Annotated in this window: 21 protein-coding genes; 14 read left to right on the forward strand and 7 right to left on the reverse strand. The window is 62.9% G+C overall.

The window, feature by feature from the left end:
* Positions 1-16 precede the first annotated feature (16 nt).
* Positions 17-637, forward strand: coding sequence for a hypothetical protein (locus tag V0R59_RS25305; RefSeq protein WP_330077433.1), 621 nt, complete (start codon positions 17-19; stop codon positions 635-637).
* A gap of 33 nt (positions 638-670) precedes the next feature.
* Positions 671-1,240, forward strand: a complete 570-nt coding sequence (locus V0R59_RS25310) for a hypothetical protein (RefSeq protein WP_330077434.1) — start codon at positions 671-673, stop codon at positions 1,238-1,240.
* A gap of 6 nt (positions 1,241-1,246) precedes the next feature.
* Here V0R59_RS25310 and V0R59_RS25315 read toward each other — a convergent pair whose 3' ends face one another.
* Positions 1,247-1,567, reverse strand: a complete 321-nt coding sequence (locus V0R59_RS25315) for a hypothetical protein (protein WP_330077435.1) — start codon at positions 1,565-1,567, stop codon at positions 1,247-1,249.
* 622 nt (positions 1,568-2,189) lie between these two features.
* Between V0R59_RS25315 and V0R59_RS25320 the strand changes: the two genes are divergently transcribed.
* Positions 2,190-3,053: a sensor domain-containing diguanylate cyclase gene (locus V0R59_RS25320; RefSeq protein ID WP_330077436.1), complete on the forward strand. Its 864-nt coding sequence runs from the start codon at positions 2,190-2,192 to the stop codon at positions 3,051-3,053.
* Positions 3,054-3,090: 37 nt separating this feature from the next.
* Entirely contained in the window at positions 3,091-3,738 is a 648-nt protein-coding gene (locus V0R59_RS25325; RefSeq protein ID WP_330077437.1) for a hypothetical protein, read from the forward strand.
* Positions 3,739-3,765: 27 nt separating this feature from the next.
* Here the strand turns inward: V0R59_RS25325 and V0R59_RS25330 are convergent, their stop codons facing one another.
* Entirely contained in the window at positions 3,766-4,548 is a 783-nt protein-coding gene (locus V0R59_RS25330) for an SDR family oxidoreductase (RefSeq protein ID WP_330077438.1), read from the reverse strand.
* Between the two features lie 162 nt (positions 4,549-4,710).
* Here V0R59_RS25330 and V0R59_RS25335 point away from each other — a divergent pair, with 162 nt between their 5' ends.
* From V0R59_RS25335 to V0R59_RS25355, 5 genes are all read left to right on the forward strand, one after another.
* Positions 4,711-5,490 carry an alpha/beta fold hydrolase gene (locus V0R59_RS25335; RefSeq protein WP_330077439.1) on the forward strand — a complete coding sequence of 260 codons (780 nt, stop codon included), beginning with the start codon at positions 4,711-4,713 and terminating at the stop codon, positions 5,488-5,490.
* Between the two features lie 267 nt (positions 5,491-5,757).
* A complete protein-coding gene (locus V0R59_RS25340; RefSeq protein WP_330077440.1) occupies positions 5,758-5,898 on the forward strand; it encodes a hypothetical protein in 141 nt (46 codons plus the stop codon).
* A gap of 83 nt (positions 5,899-5,981) precedes the next feature.
* Positions 5,982-6,491 carry a sigma-70 family RNA polymerase sigma factor gene (locus V0R59_RS25345; protein ID WP_330077441.1) on the forward strand — a complete coding sequence of 170 codons (510 nt, stop codon included), beginning with the start codon at positions 5,982-5,984 and terminating at the stop codon, positions 6,489-6,491.
* Between the two features lie 5 nt (positions 6,492-6,496).
* On the forward strand, positions 6,497-7,456 hold the full coding sequence (locus tag V0R59_RS25350; RefSeq protein ID WP_330077442.1) for a FecR domain-containing protein: 960 nt from the start codon (positions 6,497-6,499) through the stop codon (positions 7,454-7,456).
* A 100-nt stretch (positions 7,457-7,556) separates the two neighbouring features.
* Positions 7,557-9,971, forward strand: coding sequence for a TonB-dependent siderophore receptor (locus V0R59_RS25355; protein ID WP_330077443.1), 2,415 nt, complete (start codon positions 7,557-7,559; stop codon positions 9,969-9,971).
* Between the two features lie 36 nt (positions 9,972-10,007).
* On the opposite strand, the gene V0R59_RS25360 is transcribed toward V0R59_RS25355, so the two are convergent.
* The 4 genes from V0R59_RS25360 to V0R59_RS25375 all read right to left on the reverse strand — a co-directional run bounded on the left by V0R59_RS25360 (position 10,008) and on the right by V0R59_RS25375 (position 14,552).
* Positions 10,008-10,637, reverse strand: a complete 630-nt coding sequence (locus tag V0R59_RS25360) for a C39 family peptidase (RefSeq protein ID WP_330077444.1) — start codon at positions 10,635-10,637, stop codon at positions 10,008-10,010.
* On the reverse strand, positions 10,634-11,824 hold the full coding sequence (locus tag V0R59_RS25365; protein ID WP_330077445.1) for a transporter: 1,191 nt from the start codon (positions 11,822-11,824) through the stop codon (positions 10,634-10,636). The genes V0R59_RS25360 and V0R59_RS25365 overlap by 4 nt, the downstream gene beginning before the upstream one ends.
* Before the next feature lie 145 nt (positions 11,825-11,969).
* A complete protein-coding gene (locus V0R59_RS25370) occupies positions 11,970-12,476 on the reverse strand; it encodes a hypothetical protein (RefSeq protein WP_330077446.1) in 507 nt (168 codons plus the stop codon).
* A gap of 711 nt (positions 12,477-13,187) precedes the next feature.
* The gene (locus V0R59_RS25375) at positions 13,188-14,552 is read right to left on the reverse strand and encodes an SIR2 family NAD-dependent protein deacylase (RefSeq protein ID WP_330077447.1); all 1,365 of its coding nucleotides are present in this window, start codon (positions 14,550-14,552) and stop codon (positions 13,188-13,190) included.
* A 140-nt stretch (positions 14,553-14,692) separates the two neighbouring features.
* Between V0R59_RS25375 and V0R59_RS25380 the strand changes: the two genes are divergently transcribed.
* The 4 genes from V0R59_RS25380 (at position 14,693) to V0R59_RS25395 (ending at position 19,016) form a co-directional block, all read left to right on the forward strand.
* Positions 14,693-15,217, forward strand: coding sequence for an RNA polymerase sigma factor (locus tag V0R59_RS25380; RefSeq protein ID WP_330077448.1), 525 nt, complete (start codon positions 14,693-14,695; stop codon positions 15,215-15,217).
* A 3-nt stretch (positions 15,218-15,220) separates the two neighbouring features.
* Entirely contained in the window at positions 15,221-16,174 is a 954-nt protein-coding gene (locus V0R59_RS25385; RefSeq protein ID WP_330077449.1) for a FecR family protein, read from the forward strand.
* A gap of 99 nt (positions 16,175-16,273) precedes the next feature.
* Positions 16,274-18,787: a TonB-dependent siderophore receptor gene (locus tag V0R59_RS25390; RefSeq protein WP_330077450.1), complete on the forward strand. Its 2,514-nt coding sequence runs from the start codon at positions 16,274-16,276 to the stop codon at positions 18,785-18,787.
* Between the two features lie 67 nt (positions 18,788-18,854).
* Complete coding sequence (locus V0R59_RS25395; RefSeq protein WP_330077451.1) at positions 18,855-19,016, forward strand: DUF2986 domain-containing protein; 162 nt, start codon at positions 18,855-18,857, stop codon at positions 19,014-19,016.
* A gap of 240 nt (positions 19,017-19,256) precedes the next feature.
* Here V0R59_RS25395 and V0R59_RS25400 read toward each other — a convergent pair whose 3' ends face one another.
* Positions 19,257-20,141 (reverse strand): AraC family transcriptional regulator, encoded by an 885-nt coding sequence (locus V0R59_RS25400; protein WP_330077452.1) that lies wholly within the window; start codon positions 20,139-20,141, stop codon positions 19,257-19,259.
* A 174-nt stretch (positions 20,142-20,315) separates the two neighbouring features.
* Here V0R59_RS25400 and V0R59_RS25405 point away from each other — a divergent pair, with 174 nt between their 5' ends.
* A complete protein-coding gene (locus tag V0R59_RS25405) occupies positions 20,316-21,368 on the forward strand; it encodes an NAD(P)-dependent alcohol dehydrogenase (RefSeq protein WP_330077453.1) in 1,053 nt (350 codons plus the stop codon).
* The last annotated feature ends 6 nt before the right edge of the window (positions 21,369-21,374 follow it).

Below are 21,374 nucleotides of genomic sequence, written 5' to 3' on the forward strand. Positions count from 1 at the left end.
CAAGACAAGGACGCCCATGAGCCATAAATTTTCCCCCGTGAGCATTACCCTTCCCAAGAAGGACGGCAAAGTAGTCCAACCGCCGGATCTGGTCGCTACGGTGACTGAATGTAACCGGCAGACTGCCAGCCTTATCCTAGGCGGCACTACCTTCGCTGACCATCTAGTAAAACTGAGCATTGGTGCATCCATGCTGGTTAACGCTGGTATCGACGGCTATGTGCAAGTCAGGCTCATGAATAGCACTGACTTCAGCGCAACGGTCCGGTTCTCAAGCATCCCGGAACAAGCCAGGCTATTCGGCGCGTTCGAGTCGATGGCGGACCAGACGCCTTTCACACCGAAAGAGCAAGCGGACATCCGCTCGGCTCTGGCGCAGGTGATCAATGAAGTCCGCAACAGCCGTCTCGCCACTGCGGAGCAGATCGCCGCTCTGAAAGAGCAATTGGATGAAGCCGCCGAAGCGAGCCAGCGACTCGGTCGCAAGGACTGGCTCAACTGCCTGCTTGGCCTTCTTGTATCGGTCACCGTCTCGGCGGGGTTCTCCACGGAAGCCGCCAAGGCATTGGTGCTTTCGGTGGAAAGCGCTCTTGGACATGCCGTCTCCGCAGCGGTCAGCCTGCTGACCCGCAAATAAGCCACCGCTCAATCTTTTGGCAGAAGCCCTGAAGTGATCTCGACGGAAGCAGAGTTCAAAAAGGCAAGGATCGCCACCAGGGCCCTGCTGGTTGGCTGGCTCATCTCCATCCCCTTCAGCTGGCTGACCAGCCTCGCCCTGTTCTACAGCGACCTCCCGCTCTCCAGCGACCTGCACCGCTGGCTTCCGATCATCGCCCGCGCGGAAGCGTACTTCATCGCCCACGACCAGCTGGATTTCCTCAAGAGAGCCGCGTGGATATACGAAAAGGACCTGGCGCTGTTCGCCATCATGCTGCTGTGGCTGGCGCTGACCTGCCGGTTCGTTCTGAAGGAGAGCTTCATCGGGTTTCTCAGGTGGCGTAACTATCGGCGCCATTACCCGTATCTACTGTTTCTGCTGGCGGTGGCCGCTGTAGTGACCATGATGGTCGTGGGCCCAGCGCCGGGGGATACAGGCTTCAGGCTGTTCAACCGGCTGTACAGCTTCAGTGTCTATTCCGGTGCTTGCCATACTTCGCAGTTGTTGCCGTTTCTGCCTTCGCTCGTCGCTATTGGAATCGCGCCCTTCCTTGAGCCTGTCGAAGGGCGTGAGACTCGCTGAAAGGGCCTAACCAGCGGATGCCCGCGACTCGACGCTACTCAACAACGACAGCGTCAGCGCATGGGCAATTTCCAGCGATTGCTGGGTTGCCCACAACAGATCGCCATGCTTGCGGTCCGCCAGGTCACACAGCTGCAGGTTGGTTTCCATGGCTGCCCTCAGGGCCGTGGCCAGGTGCGCCAGAGCGTCTTCAATATCGACACCTGCGCGTATGGCGAACAGAGGGGCGTGCTTGCGGGAGATAGTCGCGAAGTGGGTGTGGGTAGTGGTAAGGCGTCGGGTTGGAGCAGTGACGTCGGGTGGCGGATCAGGTACGTGTTTCTTCATTGTCGTCTCCGGTGTGTTCATCGGAGCCACCACTGACCTGCTGTCAAACAAGGGGTGGCAGCTGTACGCGGGTTGACAGACCAGGACACCAAAGACGAAACCTGGCGCACCCGAAGGTGCCCACACGCACAGCCGCCATAACGGCAACGTGCGTCTTTGATGTATGTGAATCAGCCTGTCAAAGCTGGTCGCTGATTTTGCAACGACCGGCGGAGACTAGGTGCTGATTCCAAAGCGCGCAACGACTGAAACGGCCGGGAAGTATGCTTGGGAAATTACCTACAAGAAAGCCGGAAATTACGCTCCTTTCGTAGCTATATGTGACACCTTGCACGAAAAATCCAGCATTCCTGGCACCCCGTGGAAACGATGAACTGTATCTGCCCTGAAACAGCCAACTCACCCAGCCAACCCGCAAACCCCCAGCTATATTTCTCAAAGTCCAATAACCCCTGTTTTTATCCCCTTTTTCTACCTGCGTTTTTCTGTTTATGTACGCTCGATGTGGCGCAGCACAGGTGCTCCCGTGCTGCCCCAGCCGACAGGAAGTCTGCCAGATGGCTCGCCGTTGCCTCATGGGTCCCGGCCAGGCCCACGCTTTACCAACCGGACTACCTGACTTATGCCCGTTGACCTGCAAGCGCTCTACCCCAAGCTGATCCACCTGATGCTGGATACGGTGTTCGTGGTCGACCGGGACGACCAGATCGTTTTCGTCAGCGATGCCTGCCAGGCCCTGCTCGGCTACCGCGCCGAAGAACTGGTCGGCACGCCCATCACCCGCTACATGCACCCTGAAGACCTCGCCGCCACCCGCGCCTCCATCGTCCGGGTGATGAATGGCCAGCCGCACTTCGATTTCCGCAATCGCTACGTGCGCAAGGACGGCGGCGTGGTCTACATCCTCTGGGCCGCGTTCTGGTCCGATGAAGTGGGCGCGCGCATCGGCGTCGCGCGTAACGTCACCGCCCTGGCCCAGGCCGAGGAAGAACTGCGTTTCCTCGCCCACCACGACCCGCTGACCAAGCTCACCAACCGCTCGCTGTTCACCGACCGCCTGCACACGGCCCTGCACACCGCGCACCGTCACCACGGCAAGTTCGCCCTGCTGTTCCTCGACGTCAACGACTTCAAGGGCATCAACGACGAGCATGGCCACGGCATGGGCGACCGCGTGCTGTGCGTGATCGCCCGGCGCCTGGAAGGCTGCGTGCGCGAGACCGATACCGTGGCGCGGATGGGCGGGGACGAGTTCATCGTCTTGCTGACGGAGATCCAGTCGGAGAACGCGGTGTCGGAGAAGGTGGCGCAGATCCTGGCGGTGATGGCCGAGCCGCTGGGGGCGGAATTCGAGGGGATGACGATGCCGTCATGCAGTATCGGGGTGGCCTGCTATCCGGGGGATGGGGAGGATGCGGATACCTTGTTGAGCCACGCGGACGGGGATATGTATCGGATCAAGAGACGGCGGTCGGAGGTGGGGTAAGATTCTGCCTGCCCATTGTCTGCCGGATACTCAAGGAATGAAGATCACTGCCCTGTCACCTCACCAGAATTCAACTGAAGAACAGATCCTGGCTGTCATTTCGACGCTGGAGGCGGATCTGATAATTTTGCCCGGAAACTTCGAAAACACTCCCTCGCTGGCGAAAATCCGCCAGGCGCTTCCCGATGACACATGGATATTTGTCGAACCGGGAGAAAAGATGAAAGGGCATTCTGTCGTGCTCTCCCGTTCCGACACCATCAAGTTGCCTATTCAAGTTTTTGCCGAGTTACCAGGCCGACAAGAGCTTTCGAGCCTCGAGTCATGTTTCCCGCAGAGGACGGTTCAGATCGGCAAGCGCAGTGTCTCGTTCATCATTTGCGGTGAGATCAACGCCTTCCAGCAGGACGGCACCACCAAGTCCGGCATCGACCTGCCTTTCGAGATCCTGATCAATCCCGCACATACGGTGATGGGGCGTTGGCATATTCTCGGTCGAAAACTCAGCGCGCTTTCCCATCGTGGCGTGGTGGTTCATGTCGCGAACAACAACAGGAAAAGCCCCTGGATCTCCACTGGTGTGCGGATTTATGCCAGCGGAAAACAGGTCGGGGAGCGCGGATGGAACTCTGTAGCCACCTGGTGCACCTACACCGTCCCGTCGACGTCCAAGGCACTCGGCTAGAGATGAATGTCATCCAACGGCGAGCCCTCAACTCCCCGGACTCGCCGCCGTCCCCGCCAGCAACCCACCATCGATATTCAGCTCGGCCCCGGTCATGTAGGCCGCCTCATCCGAAGCGAGCATCAACGCCACCGCCGCCACTTCCTCCACCGATCCAAAGCGCTTGAGCGGCGTATCCGCCACCAACGCCGCAGCCCGCGCATCCCGATCAGGGCCGTCGCCGAGCATGGCCTCCCACATCGGCGTGAGGATGGCGCCCGGGTGGATCGAGTTGCAGCGGATCCGCCAACCCTGTTGCGCGCAGTACAGGGCCACGCTCTTGGTGTGGTTGCGGATGGCCGCCTTGGATGAGGCATAGGCCGCTGCGCCGGGGATGCCCACCAGGCCGGATCGCGAGGAAATGTTGATGATCGAACCGCTGCCCTTGGCTTTCATCGCTGCGATTGCGTAGCGACAGCCAAGGAAAGTGCCATCCAGGTTGACCCGGTGCACGGCGCGCCAGTCTTCGAGGCTGGCGTGTTCTGGGTCGTGGGCGACCAGGCCGGCTTCGAAACCGGTGATGCCCGCGTTGTTCACCAGCACGTCGATGGCCGGGACCAGGCCGGACAGCCGGGCCCAGTCGGCTTCCTGACTGACATCCAGGCGAATGAACCGCGCACCGAGCCCCTGGGCCGTAGCGGCACCGCCGGCCTCGTCGATATCGGTCACGATGACCTCGGCGCCCTCCGCGCGGAAACGCGCGGCGATGGCGCGGCCGATACCTCGGGCGGCACCGGTGATGAGGCAGGTCTTGCCCTGGAGTCGGGACATGGGAAGCTTCCTTGGCTGCTCTGGATTCAGGTTCGGACCGCATGATCGAACCATCGTTGCCCGACCACAACCAGCATTTGCTCCAGCGCAATCAGCCAGCGGTGGCGAGCACGGGGACATGGCGGCAAGATCAGTGCGTCTACCCCACCTCCAGGAGCCACCATGCGCCAGCCAGCACCCGTGGTGTTCATCAACGGACTAATCGGTACCCTTGACTATCAGGCCCTTCACGCCACCCTGGCCCCTCATCCCGTCCTGGCGCCGGCACTGCCCGGTTACGGGAGCCTGGACGGCATGTCGCCGGACGGGATCGATATCCCGGCGCAGATCAGCCATCTGCATCGACTGCTCACGGAGCAGATGGCAGGCGAGCGCGTTCATCTGGTCGGCCACTCGGTCGGCGGTGTGATCGCCCAGCTCTACACCTGCCAGTACCCGGACGCGATCGCCAGCGTCATCAGCGTCGAGGGCAATTTCTCGTTGAAGGATGCCTTCTGGTCGTCGAGTGTCGCGCGCATGTCCTCGGCGGAAGTGGAGGCCTTGATGGCTGGCTTTCGCGCAGATCCGGCAGGCTGGCTGACAAGGACGGGTATCACGCCGAACCCGCGCCATCTCGAAACGGCGGCCGCCTGGCTGGCCTATCAGCCGGCGAGCACGTTGCAGGCCATGGCCCGTTCGGTGGTCGCGGTCACCGGAGAAAGTAGTTATGCCGCAACGCTTCAAACGTTGTTTGCCAGGACGCCGGTCCACCTGCTGGCAGGCGAGCACTCCCGCGACGGCTGGGATGTGCCCGAGTGGGCCTTGGCGCAAGCCGCCAGTTTCACGGTGATGCCTGGGGCAGGTCATCTGATGATGCTGGAGCAACCAGGGCAGTTCGCACGGGTTATCCGGCAGATACTCGATAGCACAGGGCCCCGCAGCTCCACCGAATGCATTTTTTGAACTTGCGTCGCGGTCCCCTGCTCCATCAGCAGAACGGCACGGCTGTCACAATTTTTCAATTGACGGATCATTCACCGCATGATTGGCATGAAATTCTCATGACGGAAGGAAGTCCGCCAAAATAGGTAGTCAACTACCCACTTTCCCCACCCAACAACAAAGTCAGGGGGTCCCATGAGTTGTCTGATCTGCGCCGGTAGCGCCGAATCCATCGAATGTTCCCCTGGCTGGGAAGAGCGCCGCTGCCCGCAATGCGGGTGTTACCGGATGTCCCAATCCCTGGTGTTGTTGATGATGGATGAGGGCCAGATCTTCGATTCGGTGAAGATGCGCGAGTGGCTGCAGGTGCGTCGTGACGTGGTGCCGGTGCCATCGATCGAGCTGAATCAGGCGATCATGGTGCGGTAGAAGCGCTGATATCACCTTGCCGCACCCAACTGTGAATGATTATCATATGCCTCTTTCGACAGACCGAATGCAGGCACCCGCCCATGGCACCGCCAAGCTCCTTCGACGCGGACGTGAAAAACCTCTATCTCGACCATCACAGCTGGCTCAAACGCTGGCTGATGAAGCGCCTGGGCGAGGCGGCGGATGCCGATGACCTGGCCCAGGACACCTTCGTGCGCATCCTCCGTGCGCGGCGCCCGGTCAACGACCTGCAGCGTCCCCTCGCCTACCTGGCGACCATCGCCAACAGCCTGCTGGTCAACCGCTGGCGGCGCCTGGCGGTGGAGCGAGCCTACGCCGAGGCCCTGGCGGCGCAGCCCGAGCAGCACGAAATCTCCCCGGAAACCCGCCACCTGCTGATCGAGACCCTGACCCGGCTGGACGAGCTGCTGCACGGCCTGCCGCCGCGGGTGCGCGAGATCTTCCTGCTGTCGCAACTGGATGGCCTGACCTACCGGCAGATCGCCGAGCAACTGTCCCTCAGCATCGACCAGGTCCAGCGCGCCATGCTCAAGGCCTTCGACCGCTGCTTCACCTGCCGTTTCGAGTGACCCCGATGCACGAACCGATACCCCCCGCCGTGCGCCAGCAGGCCGTCGCCTGGTACTCCCTGACCCAGTCCGGCGAAATCAGCGCCGACGAACTGCACCAGCTCGAACACTGGCGCCAGGCCGACCAGGAACACGAACGCGCCTGGCAGCGCCTGCTCGAACTGCCGCAGCTGATCCGTGGCAACACCGCCCTGCTGCGCGATCCGGTGGCGCGCAGCGTGCTGCAACAGCCGCGCTACGTCAGCGGCGACCGCCGCCAGGTGCTGAAACTGCTGATGGGCGCCAGCCTGCTCGGCGCCGTCGCCTGGAAGGGCCAGGACGGCCTGGCCGACTTCAGCACCGGCACCGGCGAACGCCGGCGCCAGGTGCTCGCCGACGGCACCCAGTTGTGGCTCAACACCGCTACTGCCGTGGATATCAACTTCAACGCCAGCGAACGCTGCATCCTCCTGCGCTACGGCGAGATCAACGTGCTGACCGGCAACGATCCGGACGGACGCCCGCTGCGGGTGCAAACCCACGACGCCAACCTGCTCCCCCTGGGTACCCGCTTCACCGTGCGCTGCGACGACAACGCCAGCGGCACCCTGCTCTCGGTCAGCAGCGGCCGCGTTGCCGCCAGCCTGCGCCATGGCCGCGGCGAGCGCATCGTGCAACCGGGCGAACAGGCCCGCCTCGATGCCAGCGGCATCAGCAGCACGCCGATCACCATGATGGACGATGCCTGGGTCGAGGGCTTCGTCAGCGCCCAGGCCACCCGCCTCGGCGACCTGGTGACGCAACTGGCGCGCTACCGTTCCGGGATCCTGCGCTGCGATCCACGGGTCGCCGATCTGCGGGTCACCGGCTCCTACCCGCTGGACGACAACGAACGCATCCTTGTCCTGCTGCAAAGCAGCCTGCCGATCAGCATCCAGCGCCGCACCCGCTACTGGGTCACGCTGATGCCGCGCAACGTCGCCTGAAAATATTTTCAAAAAGCCGCGCAGTTTTTTCCGACTCGCTTGGCCCTTGGGGTATCCCCGCGCTAGACGCGGTTCCCCTGCCCCTTCGGAAATCAGCCCAATGACCCACCGCATGACCCCGCTGGCCCTCGCCACCAGCCTGGCCCTGGCCAGCCTGTTCGCCACCACCGCGCAGGCACAGAGCCCGGCCGCCGCCAGCATCGTCCGCTTCGAGATCGGCGCCGGCCCGCTTGACCAGGTGCTCAGCCAGTTCGGCCGGCAGGCCGGCATTGCCATGTCGATCGATGCCAGTCTCACCGCCGGCAAGACCAGCCAAGGCCTGCAAGGCGAGCACAGCATCGAGCAAGGCTTCGCCCGGCTGCTGGCCGGCACCGGCCTGAGCCCGCTGCGCACGGAGAGCGGCAACTACCTGCTGGTGCCGGCCACCCGGCAGGACGGCGCGCTGGAGCTGGATGCAACCTCGATCAACTCGCACCTGGACGGCGCCATCACCGAAGGCACCGGTTCGTACACCACGGCCGCCACCAGCACCGCGACCAAGATGAACCTGTCGATCCGCGAAACGCCGCAGTCCATCAGCGTGGTCACCCGCCAGCGCATGGACGACCAGCGCCTCGACAGCGTGACCCGCGTACTCGACCAGACGCCCGGCATCACCATGTCCCAGGACGGCGGGCAACGCTACAACATCTATTCCCGTGGCAGCGCGCTGAACACCTACCAGATCGATGGCGTGACCACGACCCAGGAAAACCAGACCCGCAACATGCCCAGCACCCTGCTGGACACCGCGATCTACGACCGGGTCGAGATCGTCCGCGGTGCCACCGGCCTGATGACCGGCGCCGGCGATCCGAGCGGCGTGGTCAACCTGATCCGCAAGCGCCCGACCCGCGAGTTCCAGGCCCATGTGCAGCAAGGCATCGGCTCCTGGGACTATTACCGCAGCGAGCTGGACGTGTCCGGTCCGCTCAGCGAAGAAGGTGGCGTGCGTGGCCGCTTCGTCGCGGCCAAACAGAAGAACCACAGCTTCCGCGACTGGTACAAGGAGGACAAGGACATCCTCTACGGCGTGCTCGAAGCCGACCTCGACGAGACAACCCTGGTGCGCCTGGGCGTCGACTACCAGAAGCTGCACACTACCGGCTCGCCGGGCGTGCCGCTGCTGTTCACCAACGGCAAGCCGACGAACTTCTCGCGCTCGACCAGCTCCGGCGCGCGCTGGATGTACGATCAGTTCGAGACCACCAACACCTTCCTCAACCTCGAACATACCTTCGCCAATGACTGGCAGCTGAAGCTGGCCGCCAACTACATGGATTCGGAGCGGGACAACTACAACGGCTCGGTGCTGACCTCCTCGAACCGCGCCTACCTCAACGAGGCCACGGGCATGGTGAACGTCACCCGCTACCGCGCCAACGCCCCGCAAACCCAGAAAGGCCTCGACCTGACCCTGCAAGGCCCGTTCACCCTGGGCGGCCGCACGCACCAGTTCATCACCGGGTTCAACTACCAGGACTACGCCAACCATCACGTCGGCAACGACATCAGCCCCATCGCCGTGAATTTCTACACCTGGGAAAACCAGGTCGCTCGCCCGACCGAGAACGGCGTGCTGGGTGAAATCTTCAACGTCGAAAGCACCCAGCGCGGCAGCTACGCGGCGTTGCGCCTGAACGTCATCGACGACGTCAACCTGATCCTCGGCGCGCGAGTCTCGGACTACCACTACGACTACTACTACGCCGCGCCGGGCAGCTGGGAGCAGAGCTATGGCGTGGACAAGACCGGCCAGGTCACGCCCTATGCCGGCCTCACCTGGGACTTCACCCCGCAGCAGACCCTGTATGTCAGCTACACCGACATCTTCAAGCCGCAGAGCGCCCAGGACCGCACCGGCGCCATCCTCGAACCCGTGATCGGCAGCAACTATGAAGCGGGCTGGAAGGGCGAGTTCTACGACGGCCGCCTGAACGCCAATGCCGCGGTGTACCTGATCCAGCGCGACAACCTCGCGGTACAGGACGGCAGCAATACCGTGCCCGGCAACGGCAATACCGCCTACCGCGCGGAAAAAGGCGAGACCAAGGGCTTCGACCTGGAACTGAGCGGCGAACTGCTGCCGGGCTGGAACCTGCAGGCCAGCTACAGCCACTCGCGCACCGAAGACCCGTCCGGCCAGCGCCTGCTGACGCAACTGCCGATGGACACCCTGCGCCTGTGGAACACCTACCGCCTGCCGGGCGAGTGGGACAGGCTGATCCTGGGCGGTGGCGTGTCGTGGAACTCGGGGATCTCGCTGTACTACCCCTCGCCGTACTTCAGCAAGGTCAGCCAGGATGACTACAGCGTGGTCAACCTGATGGCGCGCTACCAGGTCACCGAGCATCTGGCGGCGACGCTGAACCTGAACAACGTGCTGGACGAGAAGTACTACGCCGGCATCGGCGGCAGCGTCGGGCACTACGGCGATCCGCGCAATGCGACGCTGAATCTGCGCTACGACTTCTGAGGATGACCGGGGTGCGCCGCCCTGCGCACCCTCGCCTCACTTGAACGGCAGGTGCTGCAGTTCCCTGACCGTCTGGCTTTCCGGATACAGGTTGCCGCTGTTGGGGATCGCCAGCGCGTGCGCCTTCAGCAGCCCCACGCCGTCGCGCCCGAGCACCAGGGTTTCGCCGCGCCATTGCTCGAACAGCTCATGCACTGGAATACGCAGGTGCCCCCGCGCCGGGTCGGCGAGGAAGGCTCGGCCCTGCTGCACGCCCTTGAGCACCACGAAGTGATTGAGAGTCTCGCGGCGCAGCAGGATGATCACCGGGCCCGGCAGCAGGCCGACCGACTCCTTCGGCAGCATGATGCCGGTGGCGTCGTAGCCGGCGTTTTCCGCGGCGGTCTTCAGGTCCAGCATGGAAAAGCCTTCCTGGATGCGGTTGACCATCTCTTCCGGCGGCAGGCGGTAGACGATGTCGGCGAGCAGGTCCTGCTCGCGCACCGAGTCGCCGAAATACTGGTTGAGCAGGATGGTCAGTGCCGCCGCACCGCAGGAGTAGTCCAGGGTCTGGCGTTGTATCCCGGAAAACTTCAGTTGCTGCATCGACTGGATGCGCGGCCCCTCGTAGGCAAGCCCCGGGGAGCAGACGCCCAGTGCAAGCGCCAGCAGGCAGGCCCGCCTCATAGCTGCCGCTTCAGGCTCAGCGACAACGCCGCAGGGCCGGAGTCGTTGTTCAGGCCGAAGGTCACCCCGGGCGAGACCACCCAGGCCCTGGACAACCGGTACGAGGCGTTCAGGGAAATGTCCATCGGGTCGGAATCGGAGCCGTAGATGGTTTCATGCTCGGCTTTCATGTTGGACACGTAGGAGTAGGAGACTCGCGTGCCGACGGACAGCTTTTCGTTGAGGGCGAAACCGACGCCGAAGTAGCTGTTGATGATCCAGCCCGGCTGGACGTCGTAGCCGTCGACCTTGTCGGCGAAGAAGTACTGGTAGTTGATGCCGCCGAACAGGATCGCCGGGTCGGTGGACCTGACGAAGGCCAGTCCCGGGGCGATGCTCCAATGGCCGGTGCCGTTGTTCAGCGGGTCCCTCCAGCTGTCGGTCTGGTCGTTGTACTTCTTGCGCCCGGTCGGCGCGCTGATGTCCAGGGTTGCCGAGATCGCCGGCATGTCCGCGGTCTCCCGGGTCAGTTGGTACTGGCCGCCAAAGGAGATGTCGGCCAGGTCCCAGGAGCTGGTATCGCGGGTGTATTCATTGCTCGAAACATCCTCGATGCGGGTATAGGTGACCGGTACGCTGACATAGCCCTCGACCCCTTCGTACAGGCCGGCGCGCAGGGCGGTGCTGAGCTGCAGCAGGCGCGCGGAATAGGAGGATTTCTGAAAATAGCCGACATCCGGCAGGTTGTACTGGGTGCGGCTCTGCTTGTAGGTGGTGCCGATATCGAGCTCCATCTGCCCCGGCGACAGCAGGACGGTGGAACCGGTGAGGAAGTCCAGGGGCGCCTGGTTCTCGACTTCCGCGCCATATTGCTTGTCGTCGTTCACCGCAGCCGCGCCCGAACCGGGAGCCTGGGCGGTGCTCGGCACGTCGCTGAAGTGCTTGACCATCCGGCTGATGGCCGTGACATCGATCGGCGACTCGCCGAAGGTCTTCGACTGCAGGACGGTCTGGCCCTGCGCGTTGGCCTGGAGCTGGCCCATCACCTTGTCGCCATTGGCGAAGTCGATGCTGTACGCAACGTCGGTGGAAATGGCACTGATGCCCGCCGTTGGAACCTTGATCGCAGCACCGTACTGGGTGTCGAAGATGCACAGGCCGTTGACATAGGAAATGATCTTTCCGGAGAACTTGTCACCGCTCTTCATGACCAGGGTATCGGCGTGTGCGCAAGACAGAGGAAACAACAGAACAAACGACAACCCGGACGCATTGCGCATACTGCACTTCATCAAGCATTCCTTGCGGCAAAAAGAAAGTTGAAGCCATAGTTGCCTATGGCTTCAATGTTACTTACCAGGAGAAGGTAGAGATCGGACGGTTCCAGGAACTGTCACGGAAGCCGTAGACGCTCGGCTGGTAGTTGTTGTTCGGGTCGAGGACCTGAACATGCAGATCGATCTGGGTGGAGTTCGCCAGTGCCCAGGCGTTGGCATTGCTGATCTTGTCCGCCAGCCAGCGATCACCGGCTACGCGATAGGTGTTGCCTTCGTAGTTGTAGGTGTAGGCGCCATGTGGGTCATAGCTGCTGCCGATGATGTTGTAGGAGCGATAGTCGGTCTGGCTGCCGAACTTCTTCCAGGTCACCTCGTAGGTTTTCAGGCCTTGGGTCACGCTGGGCAGGGCAGCGCCCGTGAGCAGCGCGGCACCCTTGATCTCGCCCATGGCGGCGTTGTCGAGCTTGACCGCGTGGACGCCCTGGTCCTTCAGCGAAGCGAGGATCGGGTTTTGCGCATGGCTGATGGCCGGCAGCGAGAAGACCATTGCCGCGAGCAGGGTGGGTTTGAACAGATTTTTCATCCTTGTGCCTCTGGTGGTTTATGAAAGCGTAAGTGTTCGACGCCGGGTTAATCCTGCCGGCGTTATTCATCGATCAAACTTTAAAGTTGCCGCTCGATCATTTAACCAACATTCAGGACCTTGCAGACAGCAAGGCCCTGAATCAAAAGACGAAGGGGAAACAGCAAAGGCTGGACTTAACTTTCATCTGCAGCTCCATGGCGCCCGAACTATTCACTCATTTGAATGGCAAGGCGCGTACTTACAATTCCGTTGCCGACCAGCATAGGCTTTTTCAACAGCGAAATAACACTGCTTTATTCATTTCTTTTCGGCGAATACAGGCTTTGCGGAACTGTGCTGGCGGCTAACCCCGGATGTTCCGGCGAACCCTGTCCTGGGGATAAGGATGGCCACTCGCCATGATTTGTCATCAATCTGCCGCGAACCGGACGGTTTCCGGCGCTTCGCAAAACCTGTCGAGATGGTCCGGAACGGGTCAGCGGAACGCGAGTTACAAAATATTTCAACGATGCATCTGAACGTCTGCTGCACGGCGTTGACACCTCGAACAGACGCCCACGAAACAAACCCGAGGGTAAATGGCAGGTTGGCCCAGGCCCCCGTATGAATGGCTCATCCGTCCAGGCCAGCGGGTCCAGGCCCGATGACACCCTATAGCGGGTCCGCTCGCCTGCACCCGGTCGCGCCCGGCACCGCGATACCTTTCGATCAGTTCAGAGAATCGACGATGAACTGCGCATCGCTACCGACCTTCCGAGTCGTGATGTATTCACGGATCAACAAGCGGTTCGCCGCACTGATGGAAGCCCAGTTGCTCTGCCACAGCTTGTAGGCCTGCCAGGAGTATCCGAGTCGCTTTTCCTTGCTCATGGTCGCCATCGAGCGTCCAACCGCATTCAGGTACACATCCCTGATCGAGGTATTGCCGACTTCGAACAACGCCCCCAGGTGGATCAACCAATTGGCGAGGTGGTCGTATTGCTCCCAGGCACCGGGAACCAGGGTGAACGTGCGCTTGCGCTCGAGAAAATCGCCGATCACCGCAACCACCTTAGGGTTCTTCAAGCTGAAACCCTTGGCCGATAGCGAAGCGATGACCTGGAAGAACGAATCCTCCAGCTTGATGAAGGCCTCGACGAAGCGATAACCCTTGTTCATGACATTCTCGATCGATTCCAGCGACTCCTCCACCACCGTTGCCACACGACCGACCTGCCAATTGAGCTTGGCAAAGAACTGGCCTACCTCCAGGCCATCGATGACCCGGATTCCGAAGCTGTGGAAATAGAAGTCCTTGATGACCTGATCGACCGCCTTGCGCGAGACGAAAAACAGGTTGGAGCCAATCACGTGATTGTTGGCGAAGGTCTTGTAGTCGTTGATGATGCGTTTGAGGTTGGTGTCCGCCAGCGAGTAACCGAGGATGACCACGGTGTTCTCATGCAGGATGGTGCTCAATTTCCTGGAGAAGTACGAATCGCTGTTCATGAAACGGAAGTAGTCGTCGGAGGTGACCACCAGGTTCTCGGGCGAGTCCACCGAGCCGTGCACGTGATACACCTTTACCGCCGCTGAAGAGCGGGGAATGGGCATGCCAGGCGCGATGCTCTGCACCCTGTCGGGTCCGGCCAGTTGCTCCGACAGTTTGTCGTAGTTGGTCGTGATGACCCGAAACGAGTGGTTGGCGTAGAACTTCCCGACCTCGGCCACATCTCCCTTGACCTTGAGAGACTGGATGATCTGCGTGATACGGTCATTGATGTTCACGTCGACACGGGTCAGCCTCAGGGCAATCACCTGTGCCGCCTCTTCCAGGCTCAACGGTGGCACACCTGCAACCGGGAACAGCGACGCTTGCAAGCCGCCCCCATCCGGCAGGCAGTCACAGATCTGTTCCAGCAGGTTCTGCCAGCCCGGCGCCTCATTCGCCGAAACGGCCTTGGAGAATCCAGTCCCGGTGAACAGGCACAGACGCTGCGTAGCGGCTGCATAAGCGATTTCGAACAAACTGCTGCTCACACGCAACTCCTTGAGCGTTCCCGACCTTCCGAATGGTGATGCGATAGCACGCAACCATCGCGCGGGAAAGCATGCCAGCAGCCATCGAAGGCGCGCAAGCAGCCCCCAGTGTCACGCCATGCTAGATTTGCGAACGATTCTTAATCACTATATCCTGCGGCCTTTCCCGCCGGAGCGTTCCGGCTTTCGTACCCATGAGGTTCGCCTTGGCCGACGATCTGGACAGTTTGTTTCGTCTCTACCACCGCGACTTGCAGAACATTGCCTACCGCCGCGTGGGCGATCGCGAACTGGCGGCGGACCTCACCCAGGACACCTTCGTGCGCTACGCCGGCCTCGGCCAGCAACAACGCACCGAGAGCATCCTCAACCCGCGCTTCTTCCTGATGCGGGTGCTCGGCAACCTGATCATCGACCTGGCCCGCGGACGCAAGCGCCAGGGCGCGCACAGCGCACTGGACGACGTGCAGGACGAACTGCTCGACACCCGCCCCGGCCCCGAGCGCCTGCACGAGTTGCGCCAGCAGTTGCAACGCCTGCACCAGGCCCTCGGCGAGCTACCGGAGAACTGCCGCGACGCGCTGCTGCTCAACCGCCTCGACGGCCTCGGCCACCAGGCCATCGCCGAGCGCCTGGGCGTCTCGCCGAGCATGGTCAGCAAGTACATCATGCGTGCCCTGCGCCACTGCGCCCGACGCCTCGACCTGGTGGAGGACTGAGCCATGGCGAGCGTCCCTGCAGACGAACTGGACCAGCCCCTCCCCGGCCTTATCGACGACGCCCTGCAATGGCTGGTGGACCTGCACAGCGGCACGGCCAGCGATGACGACTGGGAGCAGTACCAGCAGTGGTGCGAGCGCTCTGCCGAACACCAGGTCGCTGCGCAGGCTGCCGAGCGCCTGTGGGAGCGCCTGGGCAGCGCCCTGCAACGACCGGCGCCGCGGCGGCGGGCAGGTCCGCTGCTCGGCCTGGCGCTGGCGATCGGGCTGGCGGGCGGCACTGCCTGGCAGGCACGCGAGGATGGCTGGCTGGCCGACCAGCGCACCGCTGCCGGCGAGCGTCGGGAACTGCGCCTGGACGACGGTTCGCAACTGGTCCTGGCCCCGCAGACGCGGGTCGATATCACCCTGGAGGGCAGCCGCCGCACGGTCCGGCTGTATGCCGGCGAGTTGTTCGTCCAGGTCGCCCCGGATCCGTCGCGGCCCTTCGAGGTGCAGGCGGCCAACGGCACCCTGCGCGCCCTGGGCACGGCCTTCGACGTGCGCCGGGATGGCCCGCGGGTGCGTCTGGTGGTGACGGAGCACAGCGTCGGCGTCACCCGCGAGGGCGCGGCCGGCCCTACGGTGGTTCGTGAAGGACAGACCCTCAGCTTCGATGCCGACGGCATCTCGACGCCCCATGAAGTCGACACCGCCAGCCTCACCGCCTGGCGCCGCGACCGCCTGATCTTCGACAGCCAGCCACTCGGCGAGGTGCTCGACGAGCTGTCGCGCTACCACCGCGGCCTGCTCTGGGTGCGCGACCCGGCGTTGCGCCAGTTGCCGGTCACCGGCCTGTTCGACACCCGTGACCTCTACGCGCAACTGGCCTTGCTGCAACAGTCGTTGCCGATCCGCATCCGCAAGCTGCCCTGGCTGACCGTGGTGGAACGGGACGAACAGCGCGGCGAAAAATAACCCGAAAAATTTTTCATTCGTCGCTGTCAGGTTTTCGAAAGCCAGCGTCTTTCCCGTTTGAGAGTGATTTTTAATCAGCTGATTTCAGCGGGGAGACGCATGCACAATCTGATTCGACGCAACGCCTTGAGTCTGGCCATCGCCATGGCCACCGGCCTGGGCCTGCCGGGCGTGGCACTGGCCAGCGAAAGTACCCGGACGCTGCACACCTTCGATATCGCTGCCGGTCCCATGAACCAGGTCCTGACCCGCTTCGCCGACCAGGCTGGTCTACGCCTGGTGGTGGCCAGCGAGTTGCTGGGCGGACAGCAGAGTGCCGGGTTGCAAGGCCAGTTCAGCGTCAGCGACGGGGTCGCGCAATTGCTGGGGCGCAGCGGCCTGCAGGCCTCGATCAGCGGCGACATGTTGCTCATCGAAAAGCGCCAGGCCACCGGAGCAGCGCTGGAACTGGACTCGACGCTAATCGAAGGCCAGGGCATGGGCATGGGCATGGCCACCGAGAACACCGGTTCCTATACCACCGAACGGGTCAGTATCGGCTCGAAGTCACCGACCAGCCTGCGCCAGACGCCGCAATCGGTGTCGGTGGTGACCAGCCAGGTCATCGACGAGCAGCGCATGACCGACCTGGCCGATGCCATGAAGACCACGCCGGGCATCACCGTGAAGAACAACAACTTCCGTCTCTCGGACTTCTACGCCCGCGGCTTCAAGATTGAGAACATCCAGATCGACGGCGCCGCGCCGATGGCGCTGGGCACTACCTCCGGCAGCTTCTACTCGAACAAGGCCTACGACATGGTCGAATTCGATCATGTCGAGGTGCTGCGCGGTTCCTCGGCGCTGTTCGGCGGCACCGGTGACCCGGGCGGCATGATCAACCTGGTGCGCAAGCGCCCGCTGGACACCTACCAGCTCAAGGTCGACCTGTCCGCTGGCAGTTGGGACAACTACCGCAGCCAGTTCGACGTCACAGGTCCCCTGGGCTTCGACGGCAAGCTGCGCGGACGCCTGGTGGCCGCCTACACCGACCGCCAGTTCATGCAGGACGATCGGGCCACCGAGAAACCGATCCTGTACGGCATCCTCGAAGCCGACATTCTCCCGGACACCCGCCTGACCCTTGGCGGCCGTTCCGAACGCATCCACGAGACCGGGTCCGGCACCGGCCTGCCGCGCTATGTCACCGGTGCCGACATCGGCCTCCCGCGCAGCACCAGCCTGACCGAAAGCTGGGCGTATCTGGACGGTCGCTCACAAGAGGTGTTCGCCAAGATCGACCACGATTTCAACGACGACTGGAAGGGCAACGTCACCTATACCCAGACCCTGGATTCCGGCTTCGGCAAAAGTGCCTTCAACTTCGGTGCGGTGCATCCGGTAACCCTCGACGGTCCGGCGTGGAACGGCAACGTCAACCAGTACCGCAGTGATCAGAAGCTGTGGGACGCCAACCTCGCCGGCACCTTCGCGGCGTTCGGCTTGCAGCATGAATTCCTCATGGGCATCGACTACCAGAAGATCACCAGCCAATGGGAAGGCACCATGCAGTCGGCAGGGTCCGGCGGCCCGATCGATGTGTTCGATCCGGAATCGACGCCTTGGCCGATGCCGGTGACCAACAAGGACTTCTACCGCGACTACAGCCCCAACACCCAGACCCAATACGGCCTGTACTCCACCCTGCGCCTGCAACTGGCCGAGCCGCTGCACCTGATCCTCGGCGCCCGCGCCCAGCGCTACAAGTTCGAACAGCTGTACCGTGCGCGCAACAACGCTGGCGTGTGGGAAGTGCAATCGGACATCGACACCCGCGAGCCTACCAAGCTGGTGCCCTACGGTGGCCTGGTCTACGACCTGAACGACGACTGGTCGACCTATGTCAGCTACTCGGAAATCTACAAGCCCCAGCAGAACAAACTGACGGGGCCGTTGCCGGGCGGCTCGCTCGAAGCCATGAAGGGCAAGACCTACGAAACCGGGATCAAGGGCGAACTGTGGCACGGTGCGGTGAACGCCTCGGCAGCGCTGTACTACACCACCCGGGACAACGAGGCGGTGGTCGACCCTGCGTACACGCTGACCAACGTGCTGTTCGGTGGCAACTGCTGCTACCTGCCCCAAGGTGAAGTGGTCAGCAAGGGCGTGGACCTGGAACTCAGCGGCGAGGTGCTGCCGGACTGGAACGTGCTGGCCGGGTACACCTACAACCACAACCGCAACCGCCAGTCCAATACCGCGTTCAGCAGCATCACGCCCAAGCACCAGTTCAAGCTGTGGACGACCTGGCGCATGCCTGGGGTGCTTGAGGACTTCAAGGTGGGTGGCGGGGTCAACGTGCAGAGCGCCAACCTAGTCAGCGGCACTGCCAGCGTGATCGATCCGAGCACGACGACCGGCCTGCGCTCGGTAACCTACGACTACCGCCAGGGCGGCTACGCGGTCTGGAATGCCCTGGTCGAGTACCGGATCGACGATCACTGGACCCTGGCCTATAACGCCAACAACCTGTTCGACAAGACCTACTACGCCACCCTGGGCTCGTCGATGTCAGGCAACTGGTACGGCGATGAGCGCAACCACATGCTGACCTTGCGCGGAACATTCTGGTAACGCCATGGACAGGCCGGCGGCCGCCCCGTAAGGTGGCGGCCGTCACGCACTGCACCGGGCAAAAACCATGAACCGCCGCAAGAAGATCAACCAGTTGCTCAAGGCCCACGCCAAGAAGGCCAGCGCCAAGCTGGCGCCGAAGAGCAAGCCCAGGTACATCAGCAAGGCCGAGCGGGCGAAGCTGGAGCTGGAAGCGGAATCGGTGGCAGAGGAACAGCAGGACAGCTGACTGATTTGTTGTTCATTCCGGCCTCATCGCTGCATTGGCATCTACACATCCAAGGACAGGGCGCCGCGTACTTGTGGGAGCTGCTTCAGCTGCGATCGGCGGCGCAGCCGTCGTAAAACCTGAGTCCCAAGTCTGCCTGACACACCGAGGGCACAGGTTTTATGGCCGCTTCGCGCCCAATCGCGGCTAAAGCCGCTCCCACAGGATCCGCGCGTACCAGACAAAAAGATCCGCCTGAGACTACCCTCGTACCGACACCCCAAACTCCTCCCCCGGACTGCGCGCAAACTGCCGCTTGTACTCGCGACTGAACTGCGAACTGCTCTGATACCCCACCCGGTGCGCCACCTGCGCCACACCCAATCCTTCGCCGATCAGCATCTGCTGCGCCTTCAGCAACCTGAGCCGCTTCAGGTACTGGATCGGCGACAGCAAGGTGGTGCGCTTGAAATGCTCGTGGAATGCCGAAGCACTCATGTTCGCCTGCCCCGCCAGTTGTTCGATGCTCAGCGGCTGATCGTAGTGGTCGCGCAGGTAGGCCAGCGAAGCGCCGATCCGGGCGAAGGCACCCTGCTGTTCCACCAGGGCCCGCAACGCCCCGGCCTGCGGCCCCTTGAGCGCCGCGTAATAGACCTCGCGCATTCGCGCCGCCCCCAGCACCCGCGCCTCTTCGTCGTCCTGCAGGCACTGCAGCAACCGCACCACCGCCTCGCGCATCGGCGCATCCAGCGGCGCGGAACTCATGGATTCCGGGGTCTGCGCCCGCAGCATGCCGACAGGCAGCGGCGCCATGTGCTGGGTCATTTCACCGAGCACCAGCGGGTCCAGGCCAATGGCGACGCCATACAGCGGCTCTGCTTCGCTGGCGAAGGTCTCGCACATGAACGGTACCGACAGCGCCTGCAGCAGGTACTGCCCGGCGCCATAGTCCAGGGTGCGCTCGCCAAGGCGCGCCAGCTTGCTGCCCTGGGCCAGGACCATGATGCTCGGCTCGTAGATCTGCGGGCTGCTGGCCACATAGTGCGACCAGGACAACACCTCCACGCCCGGCAGGCGCGTCCCGACGAAGCCGGGACGGCTGGCCAGGGGCCGGATCAATTGGCAGAGGGCTTCGAGGTCGGACATGGGGCGGATCGCTGCTGAACAGGGCGGCGCATGATCCCAGATTTCCATGCCGACGCAGTAGCCCCGAGGGCACGGGCGGAGGAATAGGCATGACAAACGGAGGAATGCCCATCGGCATCCCGCCCTGCCCTGCGTAAAGTGCGCCGCCTTCGCAAACCGTAGTGAGACACCCCGATGTACAAAGCCATTGGCTACGCCGCGCAATCGGCCACCTCCCCCCTCGCCCCGATGCACTTCGAACGCCGCGCCCCGCGCGCCGACGACGTGGTCATCGACATCCTCTACTGCGGCGTCTGCCACTCCGATATCCACCAGGCACGCAACGAGTGGGGCATCGCCGTGTTCCCGCTGATGCCGGGCCACGAAATCATCGGCCGGGTCAGCGCGGTGGGCAGCAACGCCGGCAAGTATCAACCGGGCGACCTGGTGGGCGTCGGCTGCATGGTCGACTCCTGCCGCAGTTGCGAGGCCTGCCGCGCCAACCTGGAGCAGTACTGCCTGGAAGGCCCGACCATGACCTACACCACCCCGGACCGCATCGACGGCAGCTACACCCTGGGCGGCTACTCCGACCGCATCGTGGTCAGCGAGGACTTCGTCGTGCGCATCCCCGACGGCATGGACCTGCCCAGCGCCGCGCCGATCCTCTGCGCCGGCATCACCACCTGGTCGCCGCTGCGTCATCACGGCGTCGGCCCGGGCCACAAGGTCGGCGTCCTCGGCATGGGTGGCCTCGGCCACATGGGCATCAAGCTGGCCAAGGCCCTCGGCGCCGAGGTCACGCTGTTCACCCGCTCGGCGAGCAAGGCCGAGGAAGCGCGGGCCCAGGGCGCGGACCATGTGATCGTGTCCACCGACTCGCAACAGATGGCGGCTGCGGCAGACCGCTTCGACTTCCTGCTGGACACCATCCCGGTGCAGCACGACCTCAATCCTTACCTGCGCACCCTGAAGTTCAACGGCGTGCACATCCTGGTGGGCCTGATCGAGCCCATCGAACCGGCGCTGGATGCCACCGAACTGGTGCTCAAGCGCCGGGTGGTCGCCGGCTCGCTGATCGGCGGCATCGCCGAGACCCAGGAAGTCCTGGATTTCTGTGCCGAACGCGACATCCGCTGCGATATCGAGATGCTCGATATCCGCAATATCAACCAGGCCTATGAGCGGATGATTGCCGGGGATGTGAAGTACCGTTTCGTGATCGACATGGCGACCTTGCAGCGCTAGAGCGGT

The organism is Pseudomonas ulcerans, from assembly GCF_036324125.1.
GTDB classification, from domain to species: Bacteria; Pseudomonadota; Gammaproteobacteria; order Pseudomonadales; family Pseudomonadaceae; genus Aquipseudomonas; species Aquipseudomonas ulcerans.

Bases quoted from the DNA above. Each gene is read 5' to 3' on its own strand.
- V0R59_RS25305 (WP_330077433.1), top strand. From the start codon at position 17: ATGAGCCATAAATTTTCCCCCGTGAGCATTACCCTTCCCAAGAAGGAC.
- V0R59_RS25315 (WP_330077435.1), bottom strand. From the start codon at position 1,567: ATGAAGAAACACGTACCTGATCCGCCACCCGACGTCACTGCTCCAACC.
- V0R59_RS25320 (WP_330077436.1), top strand. From the start codon at position 2,190: ATGCCCGTTGACCTGCAAGCGCTCTACCCCAAGCTGATCCACCTGATG.
- V0R59_RS25325 (WP_330077437.1), top strand. From the start codon at position 3,091: ATGAAGATCACTGCCCTGTCACCTCACCAGAATTCAACTGAAGAACAG.
- V0R59_RS25330 (WP_330077438.1), bottom strand. From the start codon at position 4,548: ATGTCCCGACTCCAGGGCAAGACCTGCCTCATCACCGGTGCCGCCCGA.
- V0R59_RS25335 (WP_330077439.1), top strand. From the start codon at position 4,711: ATGCGCCAGCCAGCACCCGTGGTGTTCATCAACGGACTAATCGGTACC.
- V0R59_RS25340 (WP_330077440.1), top strand. From the start codon at position 5,758: ATGTCCCAATCCCTGGTGTTGTTGATGATGGATGAGGGCCAGATCTTC.
- V0R59_RS25345 (WP_330077441.1), top strand. From the start codon at position 5,982: ATGGCACCGCCAAGCTCCTTCGACGCGGACGTGAAAAACCTCTATCTC.
- V0R59_RS25350 (WP_330077442.1), top strand. From the start codon at position 6,497: ATGCACGAACCGATACCCCCCGCCGTGCGCCAGCAGGCCGTCGCCTGG.
- V0R59_RS25355 (WP_330077443.1), top strand. From the start codon at position 7,557: ATGACCCACCGCATGACCCCGCTGGCCCTCGCCACCAGCCTGGCCCTG.
- V0R59_RS25360 (WP_330077444.1), bottom strand. From the start codon at position 10,637: ATGAGGCGGGCCTGCCTGCTGGCGCTTGCACTGGGCGTCTGCTCCCCG.
- V0R59_RS25365 (WP_330077445.1), bottom strand. From the start codon at position 11,824: ATGAAGAGCGGTGACAAGTTCTCCGGAAAGATCATTTCCTATGTCAAC.
- V0R59_RS25370 (WP_330077446.1), bottom strand. From the start codon at position 12,476: ATGAAAAATCTGTTCAAACCCACCCTGCTCGCGGCAATGGTCTTCTCG.
- V0R59_RS25380 (WP_330077448.1), top strand. From the start codon at position 14,693: ATGAGGTTCGCCTTGGCCGACGATCTGGACAGTTTGTTTCGTCTCTAC.
- V0R59_RS25385 (WP_330077449.1), top strand. From the start codon at position 15,221: ATGGCGAGCGTCCCTGCAGACGAACTGGACCAGCCCCTCCCCGGCCTT.
- V0R59_RS25390 (WP_330077450.1), top strand. From the start codon at position 16,274: ATGCACAATCTGATTCGACGCAACGCCTTGAGTCTGGCCATCGCCATG.
- V0R59_RS25395 (WP_330077451.1), top strand. From the start codon at position 18,855: ATGAACCGCCGCAAGAAGATCAACCAGTTGCTCAAGGCCCACGCCAAG.
- V0R59_RS25400 (WP_330077452.1), bottom strand. From the start codon at position 20,141: ATGTCCGACCTCGAAGCCCTCTGCCAATTGATCCGGCCCCTGGCCAGC.
- V0R59_RS25405 (WP_330077453.1), top strand. From the start codon at position 20,316: ATGTACAAAGCCATTGGCTACGCCGCGCAATCGGCCACCTCCCCCCTC.